The organism is Massilia sp. (assembly GCF_031995545.1).
Classification (GTDB): Bacteria; Pseudomonadota; Gammaproteobacteria; order Burkholderiales; family Burkholderiaceae_D; genus Telluria.
The window spans coordinates 82,172-108,165 of the sequence record NZ_DAMAGA010000007.1 but is presented as its reverse complement, the minus strand read 5'-3'; the positions used below and the strand labels follow the sequence as shown (position 1 = coordinate 108,165).

26 protein-coding genes are annotated in these 25,994 nt (G+C 64.0%); 18 read left to right on the top strand and 8 right to left on the bottom strand.

Annotated features, from left to right (window positions below):
• Positions 1 to 20 precede the first annotated feature (20 nt).
• Complete coding sequence (locus RTQ83_RS07815; protein ID WP_312512931.1) at positions 21 to 749, bottom strand: response regulator transcription factor; 729 nt, start codon at positions 747 to 749, stop codon at positions 21 to 23.
• Between the two features lie 200 nt (positions 750 to 949).
• On the opposite strand from RTQ83_RS07815, the gene recA reads away from it, so the two are divergent.
• The 6 genes from recA (at position 950) to RTQ83_RS07785 (ending at position 6,585) form a co-directional block, all read left to right on the top strand.
• Positions 950 to 2,026, top strand: a complete 1,077-nt coding sequence (gene recA, locus RTQ83_RS07810) for a recombinase RecA (protein WP_312512929.1) — start codon at positions 950 to 952, stop codon at positions 2,024 to 2,026.
• 71 nt (positions 2,027 to 2,097) lie between these two features.
• A complete protein-coding gene (gene recX, locus RTQ83_RS07805; RefSeq protein ID WP_312512927.1) occupies positions 2,098 to 2,559 on the top strand; it encodes a recombination regulator RecX in 462 nt (153 codons plus the stop codon).
• A 624-nt stretch (positions 2,560 to 3,183) separates the two neighbouring features.
• Positions 3,184 to 3,747: a DUF2889 domain-containing protein gene (locus tag RTQ83_RS07800; protein WP_312512925.1), complete on the top strand. Its 564-nt coding sequence runs from the start codon at positions 3,184 to 3,186 to the stop codon at positions 3,745 to 3,747.
• Between the two features lie 68 nt (positions 3,748 to 3,815).
• Positions 3,816 to 4,988, top strand: a complete 1,173-nt coding sequence (gene sucC, locus RTQ83_RS07795; protein WP_312512923.1) for an ADP-forming succinate--CoA ligase subunit beta — start codon at positions 3,816 to 3,818, stop codon at positions 4,986 to 4,988.
• An 18-nt stretch (positions 4,989 to 5,006) separates the two neighbouring features.
• Positions 5,007 to 5,888, top strand: a complete 882-nt coding sequence (gene sucD, locus RTQ83_RS07790) for a succinate--CoA ligase subunit alpha (RefSeq protein ID WP_312512921.1) — start codon at positions 5,007 to 5,009, stop codon at positions 5,886 to 5,888.
• A gap of 214 nt (positions 5,889 to 6,102) precedes the next feature.
• Positions 6,103 to 6,585 (top strand): prepilin-type N-terminal cleavage/methylation domain-containing protein, encoded by a 483-nt coding sequence (locus RTQ83_RS07785; RefSeq protein WP_312512919.1) that lies wholly within the window; start codon positions 6,103 to 6,105, stop codon positions 6,583 to 6,585.
• Between the two features lie 72 nt (positions 6,586 to 6,657).
• On the opposite strand, the gene RTQ83_RS07780 is transcribed toward RTQ83_RS07785, so the two are convergent.
• Positions 6,658 to 8,715 carry a S9 family peptidase gene (locus tag RTQ83_RS07780; protein ID WP_312512917.1) on the bottom strand — a complete coding sequence of 686 codons (2,058 nt, stop codon included), beginning with the start codon at positions 8,713 to 8,715 and terminating at the stop codon, positions 6,658 to 6,660.
• A gap of 210 nt (positions 8,716 to 8,925) precedes the next feature.
• Between RTQ83_RS07780 and RTQ83_RS07775 the strand changes: the two genes are divergently transcribed.
• Complete coding sequence (locus tag RTQ83_RS07775) at positions 8,926 to 9,891, top strand: MerR family transcriptional regulator (RefSeq protein ID WP_312512915.1); 966 nt, start codon at positions 8,926 to 8,928, stop codon at positions 9,889 to 9,891.
• A gap of 39 nt (positions 9,892 to 9,930) precedes the next feature.
• On the opposite strand, the gene RTQ83_RS07770 is transcribed toward RTQ83_RS07775, so the two are convergent.
• From RTQ83_RS07770 to moaC, 3 genes are all read right to left on the bottom strand, one after another.
• Positions 9,931 to 10,644 (bottom strand): flagellar brake protein, encoded by a 714-nt coding sequence (locus RTQ83_RS07770; protein WP_312512913.1) that lies wholly within the window; start codon positions 10,642 to 10,644, stop codon positions 9,931 to 9,933.
• Positions 10,645 to 10,860: 216 nt separating this feature from the next.
• Entirely contained in the window at positions 10,861 to 11,199 is a 339-nt protein-coding gene (locus tag RTQ83_RS07765) for a hypothetical protein (protein WP_312512910.1), read from the bottom strand.
• A gap of 119 nt (positions 11,200 to 11,318) precedes the next feature.
• Entirely contained in the window at positions 11,319 to 11,825 is a 507-nt protein-coding gene (moaC, locus tag RTQ83_RS07760; RefSeq protein WP_312512907.1) for a cyclic pyranopterin monophosphate synthase MoaC, read from the bottom strand.
• Positions 11,826 to 11,901: 76 nt separating this feature from the next.
• Here moaC and RTQ83_RS07755 point away from each other — a divergent pair, with 76 nt between their 5' ends.
• The gene (locus RTQ83_RS07755) at positions 11,902 to 13,503 is read left to right on the top strand and encodes a M48 family metalloprotease (RefSeq protein WP_312512904.1); all 1,602 of its coding nucleotides are present in this window, start codon (positions 11,902 to 11,904) and stop codon (positions 13,501 to 13,503) included.
• A 19-nt stretch (positions 13,504 to 13,522) separates the two neighbouring features.
• Here the strand turns inward: RTQ83_RS07755 and RTQ83_RS07750 are convergent, their stop codons facing one another.
• Genes RTQ83_RS07750 through RTQ83_RS07740 form a run of 3 tightly spaced genes read right to left on the bottom strand, consistent with a single transcriptional unit; the run spans position 13,523 to position 15,339 of the window.
• The gene (locus RTQ83_RS07750; protein WP_312512902.1) at positions 13,523 to 14,110 is read right to left on the bottom strand and encodes a DUF2946 family protein; all 588 of its coding nucleotides are present in this window, start codon (positions 14,108 to 14,110) and stop codon (positions 13,523 to 13,525) included.
• Positions 14,111 to 14,114: 4 nt separating this feature from the next.
• A complete protein-coding gene (locus tag RTQ83_RS07745) occupies positions 14,115 to 15,110 on the bottom strand; it encodes a YheT family hydrolase (protein WP_312512899.1) in 996 nt (331 codons plus the stop codon).
• A 34-nt stretch (positions 15,111 to 15,144) separates the two neighbouring features.
• A complete protein-coding gene (locus RTQ83_RS07740; protein WP_078033632.1) occupies positions 15,145 to 15,339 on the bottom strand; it encodes a zinc-finger domain-containing protein in 195 nt (64 codons plus the stop codon).
• A 234-nt stretch (positions 15,340 to 15,573) separates the two neighbouring features.
• On the opposite strand from RTQ83_RS07740, the gene RTQ83_RS07735 reads away from it, so the two are divergent.
• The 10 genes from RTQ83_RS07735 (at position 15,574) to RTQ83_RS07690 (ending at position 25,986) form a co-directional block, all read left to right on the top strand.
• Entirely contained in the window at positions 15,574 to 16,353 is a 780-nt protein-coding gene (locus RTQ83_RS07735) for an AzlC family ABC transporter permease (RefSeq protein ID WP_312512890.1), read from the top strand.
• On the top strand, positions 16,346 to 16,690 hold the full coding sequence (locus RTQ83_RS07730; protein ID WP_312512888.1) for an AzlD domain-containing protein: 345 nt from the start codon (positions 16,346 to 16,348) through the stop codon (positions 16,688 to 16,690). The genes RTQ83_RS07735 and RTQ83_RS07730 overlap by 8 nt, the downstream gene beginning before the upstream one ends.
• A gap of 38 nt (positions 16,691 to 16,728) precedes the next feature.
• The gene (locus RTQ83_RS07725; RefSeq protein ID WP_312512886.1) at positions 16,729 to 17,931 is read left to right on the top strand and encodes a phosphoglycerate kinase; all 1,203 of its coding nucleotides are present in this window, start codon (positions 16,729 to 16,731) and stop codon (positions 17,929 to 17,931) included.
• Positions 17,932 to 17,987: 56 nt separating this feature from the next.
• Entirely contained in the window at positions 17,988 to 19,436 is a 1,449-nt protein-coding gene (gene pyk, locus RTQ83_RS07720) for a pyruvate kinase (protein ID WP_312512884.1), read from the top strand.
• A 117-nt stretch (positions 19,437 to 19,553) separates the two neighbouring features.
• A complete protein-coding gene (gene fba, locus RTQ83_RS07715; RefSeq protein ID WP_290417932.1) occupies positions 19,554 to 20,618 on the top strand; it encodes a class II fructose-bisphosphate aldolase in 1,065 nt (354 codons plus the stop codon).
• Between the two features lie 155 nt (positions 20,619 to 20,773).
• Complete coding sequence (locus tag RTQ83_RS07710) at positions 20,774 to 21,670, top strand: phosphoribosylaminoimidazolesuccinocarboxamide synthase (RefSeq protein ID WP_312512879.1); 897 nt, start codon at positions 20,774 to 20,776, stop codon at positions 21,668 to 21,670.
• Positions 21,671 to 21,673: 3 nt separating this feature from the next.
• Positions 21,674 to 22,171, top strand: coding sequence for a 5-(carboxyamino)imidazole ribonucleotide mutase (purE, locus tag RTQ83_RS07705; protein WP_312512877.1), 498 nt, complete (start codon positions 21,674 to 21,676; stop codon positions 22,169 to 22,171).
• Between the two features lie 4 nt (positions 22,172 to 22,175).
• A complete protein-coding gene (locus RTQ83_RS07700) occupies positions 22,176 to 23,354 on the top strand; it encodes a 5-(carboxyamino)imidazole ribonucleotide synthase (protein ID WP_312512875.1) in 1,179 nt (392 codons plus the stop codon).
• Positions 23,355 to 24,371: an L-threonylcarbamoyladenylate synthase gene (locus RTQ83_RS07695; RefSeq protein WP_312512873.1), complete on the top strand. Its 1,017-nt coding sequence runs from the start codon at positions 23,355 to 23,357 to the stop codon at positions 24,369 to 24,371.
• Between the two features lie 253 nt (positions 24,372 to 24,624).
• On the top strand, positions 24,625 to 25,986 hold the full coding sequence (locus tag RTQ83_RS07690) for an SGNH/GDSL hydrolase family protein (protein ID WP_312512871.1): 1,362 nt from the start codon (positions 24,625 to 24,627) through the stop codon (positions 25,984 to 25,986).
• The last annotated feature ends 8 nt before the right edge of the window (positions 25,987 to 25,994 follow it).

Genomic DNA, 25,994 nt, shown 5'->3' with positions numbered 1-25,994 from the left:
GAGGCCGGCGTCGCGTTCGTTCACTTGCCGGCGGCGGCCGCGTTGGCAGAAGCGGCTGGTGCGGCGGGACGGCTGGTCGCGTCAGGGAATTTCTCGAGGCAGTAGCCGAGGCCGCGCACGGTGGCGATGCGCACGCCGCCGACCTCGATCTTCTTGCGCAGGCGGTGCACGTAGACCTCGATCGCATTGTTCGACACTTCCTCGCCCCATTCGCACAGGTGGTCGACCAGCTGCTCTTTCGAGACCAGGCGTCCGCTACGCGCCAGCAGCACTTCGAGCAGGCCGAGTTCGCGCGCCGACAGATCCAGCATCTGTTCGTTGATGTAGGCGCTGCGGCCGACCTGGTCGTACACCAGCGGGCCGTGGCGCACCACGGCCGGGCCGCCGCCGGCGCCGCGCCGGGTCAGGGCGCGCACCCGCGCCTCGAGTTCGGACAGGGCAAAGGGTTTCGCCATATAGTCGTCGGCGCCCAGGTCGAGGCCTTCGACGCGCTGCTCGACTGAGTCGGCGGCGGTGAGGATCAGCACCGGCAGCAGCGAGGCGCGCGCGCGCAGGCGGCGCAGCACTTCGAGGCCGGACATTTTCGGCAATCCGAGGTCCAATATCAGGAGATCGAACTCCTGGGTCGAGAGCGCGGTGTCGGCGTCCTGGCCGTTCTTGACGCAGTCGATCGCATAGCCGGACTGGCGCAGGGAACGCGTCAGGCCGTCGGCAAGTACGCTATCATCTTCGGCAAGCAGAATACGCATGGGAACACCTTATTTGGGACGTTAGACATGGTCGAGTCCTTATTGTGTTTGATTTGTCGCAACAATGCGAGTTTTGACGTGATGTTGTGATTTCGATCACGTATTTGTGCTTGCCAAAACCACTGGATTTTTATACAGTAGTGCCCTTGAAGTGCGCACCCGCGCCCATACCTTCACTGCTCCACGATTGAAAGTACACCATGGACGATAAAAAATCCGCATTGAACGCCTCCGAAAAAGGCAAAGCGCTGGCAGCCGCCCTGGCGCAAATCGAAAAGCAGTTTGGCAAGGGTTCGGTCATGCGCATGGACACCAGTGCGCCGGTCGAAGAAGTCCAGACTGTCTCCACCGGCTCGCTGGGCCTGGACATCGCGCTTGGCGTCGGTGGCCTGCCGCGCGGCCGTATCGTTGAAATCTACGGTCCGGAATCGTCGGGTAAAACCACCTTGACGCTGCAGACCATCGCCCAGATGCAAAAGCTGGGCGGCACCTGCGCCTTCATCGACGCCGAGCACGCGCTCGACGTGACCTATGCGCAAAAGCTGGGCATCAACCTGGGCGACCTGCTGATTTCGCAGCCGGATACCGGCGAACAGGCGCTCGAAATCACCGACGCCCTGGTGCGTTCGGGTTCGGTCGACCTGGTGGTCATCGACTCGGTGGCGGCACTGACCCCGCGCGCCGAGATCGAAGGCGACATGGGCGACTCGCTGCCGGGCCTGCAAGCCCGCCTGATGTCCCAGGCGCTGCGCAAGCTCACCGGTTCGATCAACCGCACCAACACGCTGGTCATCTTCATCAACCAGATCCGCATGAAGATCGGCGTCATGTTCGGCAGCCCGGAGACCACCACCGGCGGTAACGCGCTGAAGTTCTACGCCTCGGTGCGTATGGACATCCGCCGTACCGGTTCGATCAAGTCGGGCGACGAGGTGATCGGTAACGAAACCAAGGTCAAGGTCGTCAAGAACAAGATCGCGCCACCGTTCAAGGAGGCCCACTTCGACATCCTGTACGGAGAAGGCACCTCGCGCGAAGGCGAAATCCTGGATCTGGGCGCCGACAACAAGATCGTCGAGAAGTCGGGTTCCTGGTACAGCTACAACGGCGAACGTATCGGCCAGGGCAAGGACAACGCCCGCCAGTTCCTGAAGGATCGCCCGGCCCTGGCGCGTGAAATCGAGAACAAGGTGCGCGCTGCCCTGGGCGTGCGCGAACTGCCGCTGGTCGCCGCCGGTGGCGACGACAAGCCGAAGCTGCAAGCGGTCGGCGAGTAAGTCCGCTGGTGCAGGGTGGATGGCGGAAGCATGCCGTCCACCCTGCGCCACGTTGATTCATACCATTTCTTATGCGCCAACCCGTACTCAGCCTGAAAGGGCGTGCCTTGCGCTACCTGTCGCAGCGCGAGCATAGCCGGTTCGAGTTGCGGCGCAAGCTGTCCAAGTATGCGGAAGAGGGCGACGACGTCGACGCTCTTCTGGATTTCCTCGAAAAGAACAACTGGCTGTCGCAAGAACGGTTCGCCGAATCCCTGGTCAACAGGAAGGCGGCGCGTTACGGCAACAGCCGCGTCGTGGCCGAGCTGCAAAGCCATGGCGTCACCGGCGATGCGCTGAGCGACATCAAGGCCGATTTGTCCGACAGCGAAACCGCGCGTGCGGTCGAAGTCTGGCGCCGCAAGTTCGGCACTGTCGCCGAAGACGCGGCAGCGCGCGCCAAGCAGATGCGCTTCCTGCTGCAGCGCGGCTTCTCGCAGCGCGCCGCGCGGGTTGCGATGCAGGGCAATCCGGACGACGACGAGTTTGAATAAGCGCTCGTGGCAGCGGTATGACGCCGCAGGGGAGTAACTACAGCTCTACCGTTATCACTGCCGTGAGCGCTGATCACAGCGTTGCCATTAGCGCTGGCAGCGCTGTATGTAGCAATAACAGTGGTACAGGTAACGATGATTGTTATCTGTAAAACCGTCACCCCCGCGCAGGCGGGGGCCCAAGTTTGTCGCACTCAGATTCAACACGCAGTACCTTATAACTGCACAGACGCTAGCGTGGAGCGTCATCCCCGATATGCGCTCGCATATTCCTCAACGGGCGATGGCGCTGCACGCTGGCGTTTGCTTTTGTAGTTGCAGATGCAGCGTCAGCAAGCCATGTCATACGGCATTGCCATATGCATCATGAATGACAGATATTCTTTTGAGAAATAGAATAGATAGTGCATTCGAGGCTGCCTGCCACGCTCTGCCATAAACCCTTCCACCCTTGCAGTCTTCCCTCTAAATGGCCCTTCCGACGGTACAACAGCCTGTACGCTGTGCTAAACTTTCATGGTTTAAGCAGCGCCGCATGAGCGGTTGTTGCCGTAGAAGCTGCGGCAACGTGCATTTAGCACACCGGCTGCACCACTAACCGCCGTTCCGACGGCACTGGTTTTTATGCCTTTGTCTCCTCCCGTATCGCGCTCGCTGCGGCATACGCGCGCCATCACCGTCGACGCCTATGCGCGCGACGATGGCTTGTGGGATCTCGATGCCAATATCCGCGACGTCAAGACGCGTGACATCACGCTCCCTTCGGGCGAGCGTCCTGGCGGCGTTCCGGTGCATGACCTGAAGCTGCGCGTCACGATTGACCGCGACCTGAACATCGTCGATGCCGAAGCCGCATCCGATGCCGTCCCGTATCCGGGCTTCTGCGATACGATCGCTCCCGCCTACAAGAAACTGATCGGGCTCTCGCTCGTGAACCATTTCCGGTTGCACCTGAAAGACCGCCTCACCGGCGTCCTCGGCTGCACCCACCTGACCGAATTGGCCCAGGTGCTGCCTACCGCAGCGCTGCAAGCCTTCGCCGACGATAACGTTGATGCCCCTGGCGGCGCCAGCTTGACATCGTCGGACCGGCCCTTCGAGCTCGACCGTTGCCACGCCCTGCGCAGCGACGGCCCCGCCGTGGCCAAATACTATCCTCGCTGGTCGATCAAAGCCGTGTCGGGTTAGCATTCGTTGTTTTTTTTGTAGTTCAACCGTATTTCTAATTCATTAGTAATAGAAGAAGGGAAGCCAGCATGAAAATCCATGAGTATCAGGGCAAAGAAATCCTCCGAAAGTTTGGAGTGACGGTTCCGCGCGGCATTCCGTGCATGTCGGTGGAAGAGGCCGTCAAGGCCGCTGAACAACTGGGCGGTCCGGTTTGGGTGGTCAAGGCCCAGATCCACGCTGGTGGCCGCGGCAAGGGCGGTGGCGTGAAAGTTGCCAAGTCGCTCGAGCAGGTCAAGGAATACGCTGACCAGATCATGGGCATGCAGCTGGTGACCCACCAGACCAGCCCTGAAGGCCAGAAAGTGCGCCGCCTGATGATCGAAGAAGGCGCGGACATCAAGAAAGAACTGTACGTTTCGCTGGTTACCGACCGCATCACCCAGAAAGTCGTGCTGATGGCGTCGTCGGAAGGCGGCATGGACATCGAAGAAGTCGCGCACAGCAACCCGGAAAAAATCCACAACGTCGTGATCGACCCGAAGGTCGGCCTGCTTGACTCGCAGGCTGACGACGTCGCCGCCAAGATCGGCGTGCCGGCAGAATCGATCGCCGACGCCCGCGCCAACCTGCAAGGCCTGTACAAAGCCTACTGGGAAACCGACGCATCGCTGGCCGAAATCAACCCGCTGATCCTGACCGGTTCGGGCAAGGTCATCGCCCTGGACGCGAAGTTCAACTTCGACGCCAACGCGCTGTTCCGTCACCCTGAAATCGTCGCCTACCGCGACCTGGACGAAGAAGATCCAGCCGAAGTCGAAGCATCGAAGTTCGACCTGGCCTACATTTCGCTCGACGGCAACATCGGCTGCCTGGTGAACGGCGCCGGCCTGGCCATGGCTACCATGGACACCATCAAGCTGTTCGGCGGTGAGCCGGCCAACTTCCTCGACGTCGGCGGTGGCGCCACGGCCGAGAAAGTGACCGAAGCCTTCAAGATCATGCTGAAGAACCCGGAACTGAAGGCCATCCTGGTCAACATCTTCGGCGGCATCATGCGTTGCGACGTGATCGCCGAAGGCGTGATCACCGCATCGAAGGCCGTGTCGCTGCAAGTGCCGCTGGTCGTGCGCATGAAGGGCACCAACGAAGACCTGGGCAAGAAGATGCTGGCTGACTCGGGTCTGCCGATCATCGCCGCAGACACGATGGAAGACGCAGCGAAGCAGGTCGTTGCCGCTGCCGCTGGTAAAGCTGCCTAATTCGCTAAGGAAATAAAAATGTCGATTCTGATCAACAAAGATACCAAAGTTGTCACCCAGGGCATCACCGGCAAGACCGGTCAGTTCCACACCCGCATGTGCCGCGACTACGCGAACGGCAAGGAAGCCTTCGTTGCAGGCGTGAACCCGAAGAAAGCCGGCGAAGATTTCGAAGGCATCCCGATTTTCGCCAACGTCTCGGAAGCGAAAAAAGAAACCGGCGCCAACGTGTCGGTGATCTATGTCCCGCCAGCAGGCGCTGCCGCTGCGATCTGGGAAGCCGTCGAAGCCGAACTGGACCTGGCAATTTGCATCACCGAGGGCATCCCTGTCCGCGACATGATGGAAATCAAGGACCGCATGGCCAAAGCCGGCTCGAAGACCCTGCTGCTGGGCCCGAACTGCCCAGGCCTGATCACCCCTGACGAAATCAAGATCGGCATCATGCCGGGCCACATCCACAAGAAGGGCCGTATCGGCGTCGTGTCGCGTTCGGGCACCCTGACCTATGAAGCAGTCGGTCAGCTGACCGCACTGGGCCTGGGCCAATCGTCGGCAGTCGGCATCGGCGGCGACCCGATCAACGGTCTGAAGCACATCGACGTGATGAAGATGTTCAACGACGATCCTGATACCGACGCGGTCATCATGATCGGCGAAATCGGTGGCCCGGACGAAGCCAACGCGGCTTACTGGATCAAGGACAACATGAAGAAGCCGGTGGTCGGCTTCATCGCCGGCGTCACCGCGCCTCCAGGCAAGCGCATGGGCCACGCCGGCGCGCTGATCTCGGGCGGCGCCGACACCGCGCAAGCCAAGCTGGAAATCATGGAAGCCTGCGGCATCACCGTCACCAAGAACCCGTCGGAAATGGCGCGTCTGCTGAAGGCCATGCTGTAATTTGATGGTCTCTTGACCGTCACATAAAACGGGGAGCTTCGGCTCCCCGTTTTTTTCGTCCGTCGTTCCCGCTTCCGTGCGCACTTGTGGTGGCACAGGATTCATCCGGTCGCTCTCCCTAAAATCAGCCTCGTCCGACATTGGTACGCCGTGCGCGCCGGCCTCGTCGCTGCCCACGGCTCACGATTTTCATTTGCCCACTGGAGAGATAAAAATGACCCTGATGACACCGCACTACCGCCGCATCCAGCATGGCTTCACCCTGATCGAACTGATGATCGTGGTCGCCATCGTCGCCATCCTGGCATCGGTCGCGATCCCCGCTTACACCGAATACACCTCCAAGGCGCGCGCCGCCAACGCGATGGTCGCGCTCAGTCCGTACAAGACGGCGGTGGCGCTGTGCGGGCAGGAAAATGGCGACCTGGTCAACTGTAATCAGGAAGCCAGCGAAGACGCGTTCCCGACCGCATTCACGGCCACTGCCGAGGTCAAGAATGTCGCGGTGGCCGATGCCGGCGCGATCACGCTGACGCTGGCGAATATCGGCAAGGGAACCGAGGACAAGACGGTCGTGTTCACGCCGACCATGAACCAGACCAGCCTGACGTGGGAGATCGATGCGTCGAGTATCACCGACAATGATGCGGTGAAGAGGGTGTTCGAGAAGAACAGTGTGGCGCCGGCTGCGCAGTGACGGCGTCGAGGTCCAGGCTATATTGGCTGGCGCAGGCGATATCGGACGATCCCTGCGCCAGCCGCGGCGTTATCAACGCTTCAGATACCCATCCATCCAGTCGATCACGGTGTGATGCCACTGCAGCGAATTCGCCGGCTTCAGCACCCAGTGATTTTCATCCGGGAACACCAGCAGCTTGCTGTCGATGCCCTTGCGCTGCAGCGCGGTGAACGTGCCCAGCGCCTGCGCGGTCGGGATGCGGAAGTCGAGGTCGCCCTGGATTACCAGCATCGGGGTCTTCCACTTGTTCACGTGCAGCACCGGATTGAAGCGCTCGTGGTTCTCCGGCACCTTGAAGTACGGGCCGCCGCTTTCCCAGTCGGTGAACCATTGTTCTTCGGTCGAGTACGCCATGCCGCGGGTATCGAACACGCCGTCATGGTTGACGATGCACTTGAACTCGTCCGGCCAGTTACCCTGGATCCAGTTCATCATGTAGCCGCCATACGACGCGCCCAGTGCGCAGTCGCGCGAGCGGTCCAGCCATGGGAATTTCTTCACCGCTGCGTCGTAACCCTTCTGCAAATCCTCGAGCGGCTTGCCGCCCCAGTCGTTGCTGATCGCATCGGTGAACTTCTGGCCGTAGCCGGTCGAGCCGTGGAAGTCGATGAACACCGCCGCATAGCCGGCGCCGGCGTAGGTCTGCGGATTCCAGCGGTAGCTCCAGCTGTTGCCGAAGCTGCCCTGCGGGCCGCCGTGGACAATGAAGGCGACCGGATACTTCTGGCCCGGCTGCGCATTCCACGGCTTCATCACGTAGCCGTACACGGTCTCGCCATTGGCGCCGGCGAACGAGAACTGTTCCGGCTCACCGAAACGCACGTCCTTCAGCAGCTCGGCATTCACATTGGTCAGCTGCTGCGGCCTGGCGCCGAGCTTCATCGAGAACAGCTGCGCGCCAGAGGTCAGGCTGGCCTGGGTATAGGCCAGTGTGTCGCCGCGCAGGTCGTAGCCGCCGACCGCGCCGGGGCCGGTCAGGGCCGCCACCTTGCCGCTGGCGACGTCGATCGAGAACAGGCGGTGCTGGCCGATGTCTTCGGCATCGACGATCAGCGCCTTGCCGTCCGCGCGCCATTGCAGGTTGCCGGCCGAACGATCCCAGTCGGCCGCCAGCTTGCGCTTCTCGCCGCTGGCGACATCCATCAGCATGATCTGGTAACGGTCGGCTTCGAAGCCCGGACGCGCCATCGCCAGGTAGGCCAGGGTGCGCCCGTCCGGCGAGAACACGCCCTTGGTATCCCAGGCCGGGTTATCCGCGGTCAGGTTGCGCGGCGCGGCGCCGCCCTGGGCCGGCACGCTGTACAGGTCGAAGTTGGTCGACCAGGCTTCGGTCTTGCCGGCCACGCGCAGCGAGAACACGACGGTCTTGCCGTCCGGGCTGAAGCGGTACTCTTCGCGGTCGCCGAACGGCTTCGACGGTGCATCGCCGTCGAGCGAGCCGGACAGGCTGACCGGTGCGGCGCTGATCTTGCCGCTGGCATCGAGCGGCGCCGAGAACAGCACGTTGTTGCGGTGATCGTTCCAGGTGTCCCAGTGACGCACGAACAGGCGGTCGTACACTTTACCGGTGGCCTTTTCCTTGGCCTTCGCATCGGCGCGGGTCTTGGTGCAGGCCAGGTCGGCGCAATCGCGGAACACCGAGGTGCTGAAGGCAATGCGGTCGCCCGTCGGCGCCACGCGGTAGCTGTCCACGTCCAGCGGCAGGTCGGTCACCTTGCCCGGCTCGCCACCGGTGGCAGGGATGCGCCACACCTGCGACGAACCCGAGCGGGTCGACAGGAAGTACACGGCGTCCCCTAGAGCCGACCATTCAGGGTCGGTGCTGCTCGACGCATGGCTCGTCAGGCGCTTCGGCGCCGGCTTGGCGGCGCGCAGGTCGACCATCCACAGTTCGGTATGGCCGCGGTTCGTGTCCATGTCGGTGCTGCGCACGGTGTACACCACGCGCGTGCCGTCCGGCGACACTGCCGGGCTGCCGACCCGCTCCATATTGACCAGGTCTTCCACTGTAAAGCCACGCGGGGCAGCAGTGGCGGTCGTAGCAACAGCGGCCAGGGCCGCCGCCATCGTCAGCAAACGAAATTTCATTCCACCCTCTTGATGATGTCGGTGCGCGCAGGATGCGGCGCACGAAGACCATCAATTTACCATGTGACATGGAATGTGACTGAAGACCATCTTTTCTGCTGCCTCCAGCCACGCTGCATAGCGCTTGCACATTTACCAATAGAAATGCAGCAATGTCAGATGTATGACACTATATCGTCTGATATTCAAGGTTCACACTCGGGACACGTAATGATGGAAGCATCTAACAAGGGACAAGAGCGGATCATGTACCGCACCGGCGCGGCTGCGCGCCTGGCTGGCCTGCCGGTCGAAACGCTGCGCGTCTGGGAACGCCGCTACAGCCTGTCGGACGCGCAGCGTTCGGAACGCGGCCAGCGCCTGTACTCGGCCGAGCAGGTCGCGCGCCTCGGCCTGCTCAAGCAGCTGGTCGATCAGGGCCACTCGATCGGCGTGCTGGCCGGCCTCAGCCGCGAGCAATTGCAATCGATGCTGGGTCTGGATGGCCAGGCGCGCGCCGTGGCCGAAGCGCCGGTACGGGTGCTGCTGGTCGGCGCCGTGCTGTCGCGCCGCATCGCCGCCATGGGGCAGGGTGCTTTCGGCCTGGACGTGCGCGGCCATTGCGACGCGCTCGAGCAGGCGGTTCGGCTGCCGTCCGACGCCGGCGCCGACGTGCTGGTGGTCGAAATGTCCGAGCTCGACGAGACGGCAGTGGCGCCGATCGTCGCCGCGCGCCAGGTCACCGGCGTCGCCGCCACCGTGGTGCTGTACCGCTTCTCGCCGAGCGCCACCATCCGCGCGCTGCGCGCGCAGGGCTGCCTGGTGGCGCGCATCCCGGCCGACCTGGCCGAGCTGGCGCTGCTGTGCCAGTCGGCGCTGGACGGCCATCGTCCGCCGCTGCAGGCGATCGCCGTGCCGACCGTGATGGCGCCGCGCTTCGGCGAAGAAGACCTGGCGCGGATCACGGCGGCCGGTACCCAGGTCACCTGCGAATGCCCGCGCCACCTGTCCGAGCTGCTGCTGATGGTGGGAAGTTTCGAGCGCTACAGCCAGCAATGCGCATCGCGCAATCCGGAAGACGCCGCCCTGCACGCGCAGCTGGCGCTGGCCTCGGGCCGCGCGCGCATGATGCTGGAAGACGCGATGGAACAGCTGGCGCTGGCTGACAACCTGCCGCTGCCGGCCGACTGGCGCTGAAGGGGAGCGTGCCAAGTTTCGCCACTGGATGATGTGCTGCTAGACGATCTTGCCGCGGTCGGCCAGCAGCGCCTCGTAGGTCATGTTCTGCAGCAGCGTGTAGTGCACCGGATCCAGGTTCGTGAACTGCACGCCGTAGCTGTACATCTCGGTCTGGCCGGCCGCCGGCCGCGCCACCGCCAGGTTCCTGATCGTGGCCCGGGTGCGCACCCGCGTTTCCTGGAGCGACGGCGGCGCGGCCAGCGCGAACTGCAGCTCGACCACGTCTTCGTCCTGCGGCAGCGGCTGCGGCGAATCGATGCGCGCACCTGTCACCGACACGTTCGCCAGCAGGCAATCCATCGGCACGGCGCCATCCTTCAGTCCGGTCACCCGCACCGGCAAATCTGCCCGGACCCGCATCGCGCCGCGCAGGCTGGTGCCCTGGATCGAGGTCGGGAACGACAGGTGAACATAGAACAGGGGCCGCCCGAACACGCGCTGCACCGTGCACGCGAACGAGCACACATTCACCCCCGAAAACACCCGCACCGTGACCCGCTCGCCTTCGGTGAGGCCGATCGGCGCGCCGTCCTCGAACGGCAGCTTGAGGATCAGGTAGTCATCCCTGACGTAGCCGATCAGGGTCGAGAAATGCTGGACCGGCTTGAGGCGGCGATGGGTGATGAGTTGCAAGCGGACGCCGACCTGCATGTTCAGCGTCTCGAACTCGTACTCCTGAGGCTTGAGCTCGTGGGCCTGTACGCTGTTCATATCGGGTGAGGCAAACGCGGCAATGTTGCCGCAGATAAAAACCCGGCATGATAGCAGTTGGTGGCGAATCAGATGTATCTTAATGTCACTATCGATAATGTTTACTGGGCTGCCTGGGTATTGTTTATGCAAGCGTTCGTCGGGTATTCGCGTTCGTGACGGCATCGTTAGCCATACGCGTGCTACGCCGGAACCCGGCGCAGCGCGAGCAAGGCCTTACTGGATCGGCTTCATGCCGGACAACATCGTGTCTGTCGCCGCCTGGCCCATGATTTCAAAAGCTTTCTGGTTGGCGGTGATGATGCGGCCGAACGATTGCTGCTGCACCGAAGCCGCGTTTTTCGCCAGCGCCTCCATACAGGATTGGGTCGCCGCCATGAAGGCCTTGACCGTTTCCTGCACGATGATTTGCGACGAGCTGATCCAGAGCTGCTCGACGTTGGCGCGCATCGAGTCGGCGTAGACGTTGGCGATTTTCGATACCGCGTCCTGGTAGGGACGGGTGTTCATCTGGAATGGAGCGGGCGTGAACTGCGGATAAGCGGTCGTGGTCATGGCACATCCTCTTCAAGGCAAGTTCTAGTGGGGAAGCGAGGCACGGTTGTGCATCGCACCACAAGTATAGGCCCGCTTATAAGATTGTCTATAGCCGTGTGCAGGGCAGCGCTGCCGGGTCAAGCATCGATGTCGGCAGTCCAGTCGCCACTCTTGCCACCATGCTTTTCCATCACCCGTACATTCGTCATCACCATCCCGCGATCGACCGCCTTGCACATGTCGTACACGGTCAACAATCCCACCTGCACCGCGGTCAGCGCTTCCATCTCGACCCCGGTCTTGCCGATCGTCTCCACCTGCGCGCGGCAATGCACGCTGCTGGCCGCCTCGTCGATCTCGAAGTCCACCGCCACGCGCGTGATCGGCAGCGGATGGCACAGCGGCACCAGGTCGCTGGTCCGTTTCGAGGCCATGATCGCGGCGATGCGCGCGATGCCGATCACGTCGCCCTTCTTGGCGCTACCCGAGGTAATCAGGGCCAGGGTTTCCGGTTTCATGCGGATGGTGCCGGCCGCCACCGCGATGCGGTGGGTGTCCTGCTTGGCGCCGACGTCGACCATGTGGGCCTGGCCGGTGGCGTCGAAGTGGGTCAGATGATCAGCGGTCGGGGTTGGATTGGTCATTGCAAAGTCGATATGATGAGGTAACAAAATAAGGCGGCAGCAGCAATCTGCGCGCGGATGCGGTTATCATAGCACCGTGAAATCCGTCGTCCGCCCCGCATCCGCGCGCCGCTGGCGCCCTGCATTGTCCGTCGTCGCCCTGTGCACGGCGGCCGCCTTCGCCGTTGTTTCTCCCGATTCCACCTCTGCCCAGACCCTCAAGCGGCCCGACCATACGAGCCTGCCGACGCTCGGCGACACCGCACGCGCCGACCTGTCGCCGGTGGTCGAGCGTAAACTCGGCGAAGAGATCATGCGCGACATCCGGCGCGACCGCGACTACCTCGACGACGAGCCGATCGCCGAATACCTGAACAATTTCGGCAACGGCCTGGTCAGCGCCGCGCCCGGCGCGCGCGGCGAAACGAATGCCGACTTCACCTTCTTCGCGGTGCGCGATCCGCAACTGAACGCGTTCGCGCTGCCCGGCGGCTTCATCGGGTCGCACTCGGGGCTGATCATTGCGGCCCAGTCCGAATCCGAACTGGCCAGCGTGATCGCGCACGAGATCGGCCACGTATCGCAGCGCCACATCGCGCGCATGCTCGGCCAGCAGCGCCAGGACGTGCTGCTGCCGCTGGCCTCGCTGATCCTGGCGGCGCTGGCCGCCAAGGGCGGGTCGGACGCGGCCATGGGCGTGCTGATGGGCGGACAGGGGCTGGCGATCCACCGCCAGCTGAGCTTCAGCCGCGATGCCGAACGCGAGGCCGACCGGGTCGGCTTCCAGATCATGGAGGCGGGCGGCTACGACACCACCGGCATCGTGGCCTTCTTCCGCCGCCTGCAGACGGCCAGCAAACTGTACGGCGAACTGCCGGCCGGCTTGAGCAACCTGAGCAGCCACCCACTGACCCAGGAACGGATCACCGACATGCAGGCGCGTATCCGCGAGATGCCGAAGAAGCAGCGCGTCGACAGCCTCGACTTCCACCTGGTGCGGGCGCGCATCCGCGTGCTGCAGGACCAGGGCGAGCAGGGCCGGCGCGATACGCGCACGGCGTTCGAGACCCAGCTCAAGGAAACCCACCGCCAGCAGCAGGCCGGGGCGCAGTATGGCCTGGCCTACCTGGCGCTGAAGGGCGGCGACCTGGCCGGCGCCCAGAGCTGGCTCGACAAGGCGCGCGAAACGGTCAAGCCGAAGGAAGGCGTGTTCTCGACGGCGTCGACCGTCGGCGATGGCGCGGCCATGTTCGCCGGGCTGTCGATCGAGATCAAGATGGCGACGGCGCAGCCGGCGGCGGTGCAGGCGCAGGCCTTGCAGGAGGCCGAGGCGGCGCGCCAGCGCTATCCGCTGTCGCGCGCGATCGCGCACCAGTATGCCGAGGCGCTGATCCTCAACAACAAGTTCGACGATGCCGCGCGCTTCCTGCGCGAGCAGAGCCAGCAGTATCGCGAAGAAGCCAAGCTGCACGATCTGCTGGCCAAGACCTATGCCAAGCAGGGCAAGATCGCGCTGCAGCACATGTCGCTGGCCGAGTCGTACGTGCTGGCCGGGGCGTTGCCGGCGGCCGTGGCGCAGCTCGATCTGGCGAGGAAGGCCGGCGATGTGTCGTTCTATGACCAGGCGGTGATCGATGCGCGCGAGCGCGAACTGCAGGCGCGGCAGAAGCAGGAGAAGGAAGACGAGAAGGATCGGTGATCGGTGCAGGATGCCAACCCTATGGGGTCGGTAGCTGGTTGAAGTTGAAGCGCTGCGGCAGGTCTGCTGCCTCAATGCGTTCGACGTCGAAGCGTTTACCGTTCCACGGCAGCGTCAGTTTGCCGACACCACTTTCCAGCCAGGCCATCACGGCCTCGTCCGACGCGGCCTGGCCATCCAGTTCCAGCTTGCCCAGCACCTGCGCCACGTCGCGATCGTCCAGCTGCGCCACCGAATCGCCGGCCTGGAACAGCACCGCGCCGGCATCGCTCAGGAATACCCGCTCGATATCTGTCAGCGCCTGCCCGGTCTGCAGCACCAGTCCCTGCTGCGGATCGGTACGCGCGATGAACGGCGTCGCTTCCAGGTTCACGTACACGCGCTGCGGCCCGTTCTGGAAATACCAGTTGCCGCGCTCGTCGTGCCCGTAGTTGCGGTTGATGAAGCCGACCAGCGCCGGATTGTTCAAACGGTCGCCCGCCGCACCCGCGCGCTGGGCCGCTTCGTCGCGCATGCGCCAGCCGCCGCGCGCGTCCAGTGCCAGCCAGCCGTAGCAATGCGGCACGTTCGGCCACTTGGCCATTGCCTGTTTTACGATATCGTCCATGGTGTCAGTCAGCTTCGCACAGTTCGGTCACGTCCGGCGCGCGGCTATGCGGCGCGGCGCCGGCGACCTCGTCGAAGAACGTCAGGATACGCCGCGGCAGCCAGTGGATCCGGCCCGGCAGCGGCCCGACCGGGAAACCGACGTGGCCCCCTTCATCCGGATATTCGAGCGTCACCGCCTTCGACGCACCGGTCGGCAAGTGCGCGCCCGGCAAGAACGGATCGTTGCGCGCATTGAGCACCAGCGTCGGCACCGTGATCGCGTCCAGCACATGGCGCGCGCTGGCGCGGTGCCAGTAGTCGTCGGTGTTGCGGTAGCCGTGCAGCGGTGCGGTGACCACGTTGTCGAAGGCGTACAGGTCGCGTGCCTGCAGCAGGGCGGCGCGGTCGAACAGGCCGGGAAACTGCTCCAGCTTGGCCAGGCACTTCGGTTTCAGGGTTTGCAGGAACATGCGCGTGTACAGCATGTTGAAGCCGGAAGAGAGCGCTTCGCCGCCGCGCGCCAGGTCGAGCGGGGCCGAGATGGCGCAGGCGGCGTCGACAATCTCCGCGCCGTGGCCGGATTCGCCCAGCCAGCGCAGCAGGGCGTTGCCGCCGAGCGAGACGCCGGCTGCATACAGCGTGCCCTGATGGCGCGCGCGCAGCGCACGCACGATCCAGTCGACTTCGGCGGCGTCGCCCGAGTGATAAAAACGCGGGGCCAGATTGGCTTCGCCCGAGCAGCCGCGGAAATGCGGCACCGCGCCACTCCAGCCGCGTGCCTGCAGGGCCGCCATCAGCGAGCGTGCGTAATGGCTGTCGGAAGATCCCTCCAGACCGTGGAACAGCACCACCAGCGGTTTGCCGGGCTGGCCGTCCACGAAATCGACATCGATGAAGTCGCCGTCGACGCTATGCCAGCGCTCGCGCCGGAAAGCGACCGGCGGTTTGGCAATGCAGGTGGCCGGGTAGATGGTCTGCAGGTGGCCGCCTGGCAGCCACGTCGGCGCGCGGTAGAGCATGCGATAAAACGGCGCCCAAAGGCGCCGCCAGATATCAGTGGTGCTTGAGCACGGTGCCCGGTGCCAGGCGGTACTGGGTGCCGCAGTACGGGCACTTGGCGTCGCCGTGGTGATCGAAATCGAGGAAGACGCGCGGGTGCGAGGACCACAGCGGCATTGCCGGGTTCGGGCAGTACGCCGGCAGGTCTTTGGCCTCGAGTTCCACCACAGGCATCGTCTTTTGGTTCATCTGATTGTCTCCGTCAGGCTAGTTGGGCAAAGACTGGATTTTAACGGATTCGCTCTATTGTCGAAATGACCGTAAAATAATGCGCTGAACATATACTCCTTGGCGCAGCCCGCGTCCAAGCCAGCGCCCCCGGCCCGGCGCCCACTTAACCATGCGTTTCATGCCCGTCAGTTCCCACTCCGCCATCATGGTCGTACCTGCTGTCAGCGCTGCTGGACGTTGCAGGAATGCCACATGAACGCAGGTGACATGAACGCAGACGAGCGGGTGAACAGGCAGGCACTGGGCGCAGTCGACGCGCCCAACCGCGAAGCCTGGCGTGCCGGTTTCAAGACCGGCCTGCCGACCCTGTTCGGCATCGCCGCCTGGGGCATGGTGGTCGGCATCGCCATGGTCAAGAGTGGCCTGTCGGTGCCGCAGGCGCTCGGCATGACCTTATTGGTATTCGCCGGCTCGGCCCAGCTGGCCTCGCTGCCGCTGATCGCGGCCCAGGCGCCGATCTGGGTCATCTTCGCTACCGCGCTGGTGGTCAACCTGCGTTTCGTGATCTTTTCCGCATTGCTGGGGCCGCACTTCGCGCACCTGCCCTGGCGCCAGCGCTTTTATCTAGGCTATATCTCGGGAGACCTGACCGTAGCGCTATTTCTGCAGCGCTATCCGACGCTGGAGCCGATCGCCGGCAAGCTGTCGTACCTGAAGGGATTGATGTTCCCGAACTGGTTCGCCTGGCAGACCGGTTCCCTGATCGGCATCTTCCTCGGTAGCGCGATTCCCGCCGAATGGGGCCTGGGCTTTGCCGGCACGCTGGCGATCCTGTGCATCACGGTGCCATTGATCATCAATAATGCCGCCCTGTGCGGAGTGCTGGTGGCAGGCGCGATCTCGGTGCTGGCCTACGACCTGCCGTACAAGCTGGGCCTGCTGGTGGCGGTGGTGGTCGGCATGGTCACGGCGATGGTGATCGAGGAAACCATCCTCAAACCGCGCGAAAAACGCAAGGTGGACCATGACTGACTGGGAGATCTGGGTCGTGATCGGCGTGCTGTGCGTGGCCACCGCCGCCACCCGCAGCTCGTTCTGGCTGATCGGCCACCGCGTGTCGATTCCGCCACGGGTGCAAGAGATGCTGCGCTATGCGCCGGCATGCGCGCTGGCGGCCATCATCGGGCCCGATCTCTTGATCGATGCGCAAGGCGAAACCCAGTTCACGCTGGCCAATCCAAAGCTGCTGGCGGGCATCGCCGCCTTCGCGTTTTATGTGTGGCGCAGGCACATGCTTTTGACCATCATATTCGGTATGGTTGTCTTTACGCTGTTGCGCGTACTGCACGTTTTTGGCGCGCCGGGCTAATGTACAATGACGTTTTTTCACTATTGCCACGCTGACCAATGGACGCTCTCCGTTTCACCCGTTTGCAAGACCTGATCGACCAGAACGCCCTGCAGGGCAAGCGCGTCTTTATCCGCGCTGACCTGAACGTCCCGCAAGATGACGCCGGCAACATCACCGAAGACACGCGCATCCGCGCTTCGGTGCCGGCGATCCAGGCCGCCGTCAAGGCAGGCGCGGCGGTGATGGTGACCTCCCACCTCGGTCGTCCGACCGAAGGCGAATTCAAGCCCGAAGACAGCCTGGCGCCGGTCGCCAAGCGCCTGTCGGAACTGCTCGGCCAACAGGTCGAACTGAAGCAGAACTGGGTCGATGGCGTGGACGTCGCGCCAGGCTCGGTCGTGCTGCTGGAAAACTGCCGCGTCAACAAGGGCGAAAAGAAGAACAGCGACGAGCTGGCCCAGAAAATGGCCAAGCTGTGCGACGTGTATGTGAATGACGCGTTCGGCACCGCGCACCGCGCCGAAGCGACCACCCACGGCATCGCCAAGTTCGCGCCGATCGTGGCCGCCGGTCCGCTGCTCGCGGCCGAGCTGGATGCCCTCGGTAAAGCCCTCGGCCAGCCGCAGCGTCCGCTGCTGGCGATCGTCGCCGGCTCCAAGGTCTCGTCCAAGCTGACCATCCTGCAGAGCCTGGCCGACAAGGTGGACAACCTGATCGTCGGCGGCGGCATCGCCAATACCTTCATGAAGGCCGTCGGCCTGAACATCGGCAAGTCGCTGGTCGAGAACGACCTGGTCGACGAAGCCAAGGCCATCCTCGAGAAGATGAACGCGCGCGGCGCGCAAGTCCCGATCCCGGTCGACGTGGTGTGCGCCAAGGAGTTCAGCCCGAGCGCTGCGGCCACCGTCAAGGACGTTTCCGACGTTTCCGACGATGACATGATCCTCGACATCGGCCCGAAGACTGCCGCCATGCTGGCCGAGCAGGTCGCCAAGGCCGGCACCATCGTCTGGAACGGGCCGGTAGGCGTATTCGAATTCGACCAGTTCGCCAAGGGCACGGAAACCCTGGCACTGGCCATCGCGCAATCCCAGGGCTTCTCGATCGCCGGCGGCGGCGACACCCTGGCCGCGATCGCAAAATATAAGATTGCCGACCAGATCGGCTACATTTCGACCGGTGGCGGTGCCTTCCTGGAATTCCTGGAAGGTAAGACCCTGCCGGCGGTCGACATCCTGCTGCAACGCAGCGTGCAGTAATCAACGAGACCCTAGCGCAGCCCTGCTGCGCTTTGTTTTTAATACAAGGACCTTCCATGTACCGTGGCACCAAGATCGTCGCAACCATCGGCCCAGCATCGACCGACTTCGATACCCTCGTCAAAATGATCCGCGCCGGCGTCGACGTCGTCCGCCTGAATTTCTCGCACGGCAAGGCGCAGGACCATATCGACCGCGCGGACCTGGTGCGCCGTGCTGCTGCGGAATGCGGCCGGGAAGTGGCGATCATGGCCGACATGCAGGGTCCGAAGATCCGCGTCGGCAAGTTTGAAGAAGGCAAGATCTTCCTGAACAAGGGCGACCGCTTCATCCTGGATGCCAAGTGGGGCGACAACGGCGAACTGGGTAACCAGGAACGCGTCGGCCTCGACTACAAGGCGCTGCCGCGCGACGTCAAGCCGGGCGACAAGCTGCTGCTCAACGACGGCCTGATCGTGCTGGTGGTCGAGCGCGTGGTCGGTCACGAGATCTGCACCACGGTCAAGGTCGGCGGCGAACTGTCGAACAACAAGGGCATCAACCGCCAGGGCGGCGGCCTGACCGCGCCGGCGCTGACCTCGAAGGACATGGAAGACATCAAGACCGCGATGAGCTTCCAGGCCGACTACCTGGCGATCTCGTTCCCGAAAAACGCCACCGACATGGAAATGGCGCGCCAGTTGGCGAATATCGCCGGCGAGCCGTACGGCCACAAGCCGATGATGATCGCCAAGATCGAGCGCGCCGAAGCGATTCCGCTGCTGCAGGAAATCCTGGACGCCTCGGACGGCATCATGGTCGCGCGTGGCGACCTGGCGGTCGAAGTCGGCAACGCCGCGGTGCCGGCGCTGCAGAAGCGCATGATCCGCATGGCACGCGCCTCGAACAAGCTGACCATCACCGCGACCCAGATGATGGAGTCGATGATCGTCAACGCCGTGCCGACCCGCGCCGAAGTGTCGGACGTGGCCAATGCCGTGCTGGACGGCACCGACGCCGTGATGACCTCGGCCGAGACCGCATCGGGCAAGTACCCGATCGAGACCGTCGAGATGATGGCCGCGATCTGCGTCGAAGCCGAGCAGTCCGAGTACAACAAGCTGGACGCCGACTTCCTCAACGTGCAGTTCACCCGCATCGACCAGTCGATTGCCTACGGCACCTTGTTCACCGCGCACCACCTGCGCGTGAAGGCGATCGTGGCGCTGACCGAATCGGGCTCGACCGCACTGTGGATGAGCCGTCACAGCATCGACACCCCGATCTTCGCCCTGACCCCGCTGCAACCGACGCAGCGCAAGGCGTCGCTGTACCGGAACGTGCGAGCATTCCACCTGTCGCAGGAAGGCGGCAGCCACGCCGTGCTGCGCAAAGCAGAGGAACTCCTGATGAACGAAGGTGTCGTCCGTAAAGGTGACCTGATCGTCGTGACCTGGGGTTCCCCGATGGGCCAGGCCGGCGGCACCAATGCGCTCAAGATCGTGCGCGTTGGCGAATTCGATTAAGGGAAGATCGCGACTGGATCGAGGCGCTTTATCTGCGTGGCGGTGAGGCCTGGCCCGCCACGCAGCGCCCGGTTGTCGCGGCTCCCGGACAAGTTTCTTTATTGTTTGGAGTAAACCATGGCACTCGTATCACTGCGTCAATTGCTGGACCACGCCGCCGAAAACGGCTACGGCTTGCCCGCATTTAACGTCAACAACCTGGAGCAGGTGCAGGCCATCATGGCCGCCGCCGACGCTGCCAACAGCCCGGTGATCATGCAAGCCTCGGCCGGCGCGCGCAAGTACGCCGGCGAAGCATTCCTGCGTCACCTGATCGACGCCGCCGTCGAAGCCTATCCGCACATCCCGGTCGTCATGCACCAGGACCACGGCCAGTCGCCGGCGGTCTGCATGGCTGCGATCCGCTCGGGCTTTTCCTCGGTGATGATGGACGGTTCGCTCGAAGCCGACGGCAAGAGCGTGGCCAGCTACGAATACAACGTCGAAGTCTCGAAAGAAGTGGTCAAGTTCGCGCACGCGATCGGCGTCACCGTCGAAGCCGAGCTGGGCGTGCTGGGTTCGCTCGAGACCATGCAGGGCGACAAGGAAGACGGCCACGGCGCCGAAGGCGCGATGACCCGCGAGCAGCTGCTGACCGACGTCGACCAGGCGGCCGACTTCGTCAAGCGCACCGGGTGCGACGCGCTGGCCATCGCCATCGGCACCTCGCACGGCGCGTATAAATTCACGCGTAAACCAACCGGCGACATCCTGGCGATCGACCGCATCAAGGAAATCCACGCGCGCATCCCGAACACCCACCTGGTGATGCACGGTTCGTCGTCGGTGCCGCAGGAACTGCTGGCAATCATCCGCGAATTCGGCGGGGACATGAAAGAGACGTATGGCGTGCCGGTCGAAGAGATCCAGGAAGGCATCAAGCACGGCGTCCGCAAGATCAACATCGACACCGACATCCGCCTGGCGATGACGGCCGCGATCCGCCAGTACCTGTTCCAGAACCCGTCGAAGTTCGACCCGCGCGACTACCTGAAGCCGGCGCGCGAAGCGGCAATGGCAGTGTGCAAGGCGCGTTTCGAAGCCTTCGGCTGCGCCGGCCAGGCCAGCAAGATCAAGCCGATTCCGCTGGAAAAGATGGCCGAGCGTTACAAGGCCGGCGAACTGGCGCAGATCGTCCAGTAACGTCGCGCCGCGTCCATTCCCGCCATTCCACCATCGTGGAAATGGCGGGAGCGGGACGGAATTGACGTAAAATATCGCATTGACCAGGCTTGCTAAGCCTGACTTTCCCAACCGGCGCACTTTTGCGCCGGTTCCGCTTTCCTGATAGCCCATCTATGAACAGCCTCTACCAATCCTCCATTCAGTCCCTGCCACTGCTCGGTCATGGCAAAGTGCGCGATAACTATGCTGTCGGCGACGACAAGATCCTGATCGTCACCACCGACCGCCTGTCGGCCTTCGACGTGGTCATGAACGAGCCGATCCCGGGCAAGGGCATGGTACTGAACCAGATGAGCGATTTCTGGTTCGAGAAGCTCGGCCACATCGTGCCGAACCACCTGACCGGCGTGGCGCCGGAAAGCGTGGTCGCCCAGAACGAGGTAGAGCAGGTGCGCGGCCGCGCGGTCGTGGCCAAGCGCCTGAAGCCGATCCTGGTCGAAGCCGTGGTGCGCGGCTACATCATCGGTTCCGGCTGGAAGGACTATCAGCAAAGCGGCGCCATCTGCGGCATTCAGCTGCCAAGCGGCCTGCGCCAGGCCGACAAGCTCCCTGAGCCGCTGTTCACCCCGGCCGCCAAGGCCGACATCGGCGAGCACGACGAAAACATCTCGTTCGCCCAGATGGAAGAAAAGATCGGCGCCGAGCTGGCCGCCAAGATGCGCGACATCAGCATCCAGCTGTACACCACCGCCGCCGAATATGCGGCAACCAAAGGCATCATCATCGCCGACACCAAGTTCGAATTCGGCCTCGACGAAAACGGCGTGCTGCACCTGATGGACGAAGTGCTGACCGCCGACTCGTCGCGCTTCTGGCCGGCCGACTCGTACGCGCCGGGCATGTCGCCGCCGTCGTACGACAAGCAGTTCGTGCGCGACTACCTGGAAACCCTGACCGACTGGAACAAGACCGCGCCGGCCCCGGCCCTGCCGCAGGACGTCATCGAAAAAACCCAGGCCAAGTACTTCGAAGCCATTGAACGCCTGACCGGCGAAAAGCTGAAGGCGTAACCGATGACCGAACAAGCAAAGCCATTGGTTGGCGTCATCATGGGCTCGTCGTCGGACTGGGACGTGATGCAGAATGCCGTTGCGATCCTGAAACAGTTCGGCGTGCCGTTCGAAGCGCAAGTGATTTCGGCGCACCGCATGCCGGACGAGATGTTCACCTATGCAGAGCAGGCCCGTTCGCGCGGCCTGCGCGCCATCATTGCCGGCGCCGGCGGCGCGGCCCACCTGCCGGGCATGGTGGCCGCCAAGACCATCGTGCCGGTGCTGGGCGTGCCGGTACCGTCGAAATACCTGCGCGGCGAGGATTCGCTGCTGTCGATCGTGCAGATGCCGAAGGGCGTGCCGGTGTCGACCTTCGCCATCGGCGAAGCCGGCGCCGCCAACGCGGCCCTGACCGCGGTGGCGATCATCGCCGCAAACGACGATGCGCTGGCCGACAAGCTGGAGCAGTTCCGCCGCGACCAGACCGCCGCCGCCCAGGCAATGACTCTCCCGGTTTAAACAGATGAATCAACCGTTTCTCCCATCTGCCGATCCGTCGACCTGGCTCGGCGTGATGGGCGGCGGCCAGCTCGGCCGCATGTTCGCCCACGCCGCCCAGGCCATGGGCTACAAGGTCGCCGTGCTCGAGCCGAGCGCCGATTGCCCGGCAGGGCAGGTTGCCGACCGTACCGTCGAAGGTGCGTACGACAATGGCGCCGCCTTGACCGACCTGGCGGCGCTGTGCGCGGCCGTTACCACCGAATTCGAGAACGTCCCGGCCGACAGCCTGGCGCAGCTCGCAGCAAGCAGCTTCGTCGCGCCGTCGAGCCTGTGCGTGCAGATCGCGCAAGACCGCATCCTCGAAAAGAAGTTCTTCGTCGACTGCGCGCCAACTTCGAACGTGCTGCCGGCCCCGCACAAGACCATCGCTTCGCATGCCGACATCGACGCCATCGGCGACGACCTGCTGCCGGGCATCCTGAAAACCGTGCGCATGGGCTACGACGGCAAGGGCCAGGTGCGCGTGCGTTCGCGTGACGACGTGCGCGCCGCCTTCGACAGCATGGAAGGCGTGACCTGCCTGCTGGAAAAAATGCTGCCGCTGGCCTATGAAGTCTCGGTGCTGACCGCGCGTGGCGCCGACGGTGCCTCGGTGGTGTATCCGATCGCCGAGAACGTGCATCGCGACGGCATCCTGTTCACCACCACCGTGCCGGGCCCGAACGTGTCCAATGCCTGCGCCAGACAGGCGCAGGATGCGGCGCGCGCCATCGTCGCCCAGTTGGGCTACGTCGGCGTGCTGTGCATCGAATTCTTCGTGCTCGAAGACGGCACCCTGGTGGTCAACGAGATGGCGCCGCGTCCGCACAACAGCGGCCACTACACCATCGACGCCTGCATCACCAGCCAGTTCGCGCAGCAGGTGCGCGCGATGGCGCGCCTGCCGCTGGGCGACGTGCGCCAGCATTCGCCCGCCGTCATGCTGAACATCCTGGGCGACGTCTGGTTCGACGGCGACACCGTGCGCGAACCGGCCTGGGATGGGGTATTGGCGCTGCCCGGCGCCAACCTGCACCTGTACGGCAAGAACGATCCGCGCCGCGGTCGCAAGATGGGCCACGTGACCTTCGTCGCGCCGACGCTGCAGCAAGCACAGGACAGCCTGAACACCGCCTGCGCCATCCTCGGGATCGAGCCGTAAATGAGCCAGCAGATTGACGAGGCGGCGCGCGCGCTGGAAGCCGGCCAGCTGGTCGCCTTCCCGACCGAGACCGTGTATGGCCTGGGCGCCGACGCCGAAAACCCGGCAGCGGTGGCCGCCATCTACGCCGCCAAGGGCCGCCCGCAAGACCATCCGGTGATCGTGCACCTGGCGCCGGAAGCGCCGCTCGATTACTGGGCCTGCGATATTCCGCAGGAAGCGCATGCGCTGGCCGACGCCTTCTGGCCGGGCCCGCTGACCATGATCCTGAAGCGCGCCGCGAATATTCCCGATGCGGTGAGCGGCGGTCAGGACACGGTCGGCCTGCGCAGCCCGTCGCACCCGGTGGCGCTGGCGCTGCTGCGCGCCTTCAAAGGTGGCAAGGGTGGCGTCGCGGCACCGTCGGCCAACAAATTCGGCCACGTCAGCCCGACCCTTGCCCAGCACGTGCAGGATGAATTCGGCGCGGACGGCAGCGTGGCCATGGTGCTGGACGGCGGTGCGGCCCAGGTCGGCATCGAATCGACCATCGTCGACCTGTCGCGCCTGGATACGCATGGCCCGGTTCTTTTACGTCCTGGCCATATCTCGGCCGAAGCGATCGCCGCCGTGATCGACCGCCTGCCGGCAGCGCCCGACGCCGCCGCGCCGCGCGCCTCGGGTACGCTGGAGTCGCACTACGCACCGCATACGCCGGTGGCGATGCAGGAGCGTGCGGCGCTGCTGGACACCCTGGCCGCCCTGGCCGGCGCTGGCCGCAAGGTGGCGCTGATCCATTACACCGATCTGCCGCCGACCCACGCGGCCCAGCGCCTGCCGGCCACACCGGACGGTTTCGCCCACGCGCTGTACGCCGCGCTGCGCGCGATGGACGGGCAGGGCGCCGACGTGATCCTGGTCGAAGCCCCGCCGCAGGATGGCGCGTGGCTGGGCGTCAACGACCGGCTGCGCCGGGCTGCCCATGGATCGACAGGAATCGTCCACGGTCTGCTCAACAAGCAGACTGTTATTTGCTAATCATCAAATAATGAACTGACGGGGCGCAAGACGCCCCGTAGTTACATTTGTGCGTTACAAAATCATTCTTTCGAGCATCAAATGCAGCGCTATAATCGCTTCCCACTGATGGCCCATCGATTCTGATAGGTGTGGCGAGCAACGAGGATTTCCGCAACGGATTTCGTTAGACAAGCGGATTGAAGACTGGCATATTAATCAGGATGCGAATAGCACGGGCGTTCGTTTCAAAATAATTCACTCAGGAGACACAATGCGTCATACCAAACTCGCGCTGGCGGTGTTGACCGCGGCTGTGCTGACCGCCTGCGGCGGCGGCACCAGCCCGAAAGGCGGCAACCAGACCAACAAGATCACGTTCAGCAACCAGGTGTCGTTCGGCGACAGCCTGTCCGACGTCGGCACCTACGCGGTCGGCGCGGTCAAGGCGGCCGGCGGCGGCAAGTTCACCATCAATGGCGACAGCACCGCCAAGAACGTCGATCTGACCGGCAAGAACTGGCTCGAATTCATGGCTGCCCAGCTGAACCTGCCGGCCCCGTGCGCCGCCCAGACCGGTCTGCAGGGCGATGCGTCGCTCGGCTTCTCGGTGCCGATCGTTACCTACGCCAATTGCTACAACTACGCCCAAGGCGGCGCGCGCGTGATCAATCCCATCGGCCCAGGCAATGCCCAGGCCGGTTCGCCGATCGGCGAAACGACCGTCCCGCTGGTCACCCAGATCGCCAACCATCTGGCCAAGGCCAATGGCAAGTTCACCGGCACCGAGCTGGTGACCGTGGTGGCCGGTGGCGGCGACATCCTGTTCCAGCTCGGTTCGCTGACCCAGGTCGGCAACACCGCCGGCGCCCAGGCCTTCGGCACCGCGCTGGCGACCCGCCTGGCAGCCGGCGCGACCGATCCGCGCGCCGCCGCGCAGGCCATCGGCGTGGCGATCGCCACCGAAAACGCGCGTCCGGGCAAGACCGACCAGAGCGTGGTGCAGGCCGCCGTCGGCGCCGCCGCACGCCAGCCTGGCAACCAGGCGGTCGCCCAGCCGGCCGTGTACGGTCCGATCGTGGCCGCCGCGCAAGCCGAAGGCACTGCCGCCGGCACCGCCGCCGCAACTGCTTATGCCACCAACAACGCGACCCGCATGGTCACCGAGATGGGTACCGCCGGCGCCCAGCTGGCTGGCCTGATCAAGAGCGAACTGCTGGCCAAGGGCGCGAAGTACGTGATCGTCGGTAACCTGCCTGACGTCGCCAGCACTCCGGCCGCCAAGTCGCGCCCGGTAGCGATCCAGCAGCTGGCCGCCGCCATGATCTCCGCCTTCAATACCCAGCTCAAGACCAGCCTGGGTGCGGACGATGCGCGCGTCCTGTACACCGACCTGTACACCGTCAGCAACGACCAGGTGAAAAACCCTGGCCCGTATGGCCTGACCAACACCAGCACCCCGGCCTGCGGACCGAATGCGCTGGGTACGACCTCCCTGATCTGCACCGCCAACAACACGGTTGCAGGTGACGTGAGCCGCTACATGTTTGCCGACGAGACCCACCCGACGCCGTTCGAGTACGACCTCATCGCGCGTTATGTCCTGAAGGACATGGCAATCAAGGGCTGGCTGTAAGCAGCGGC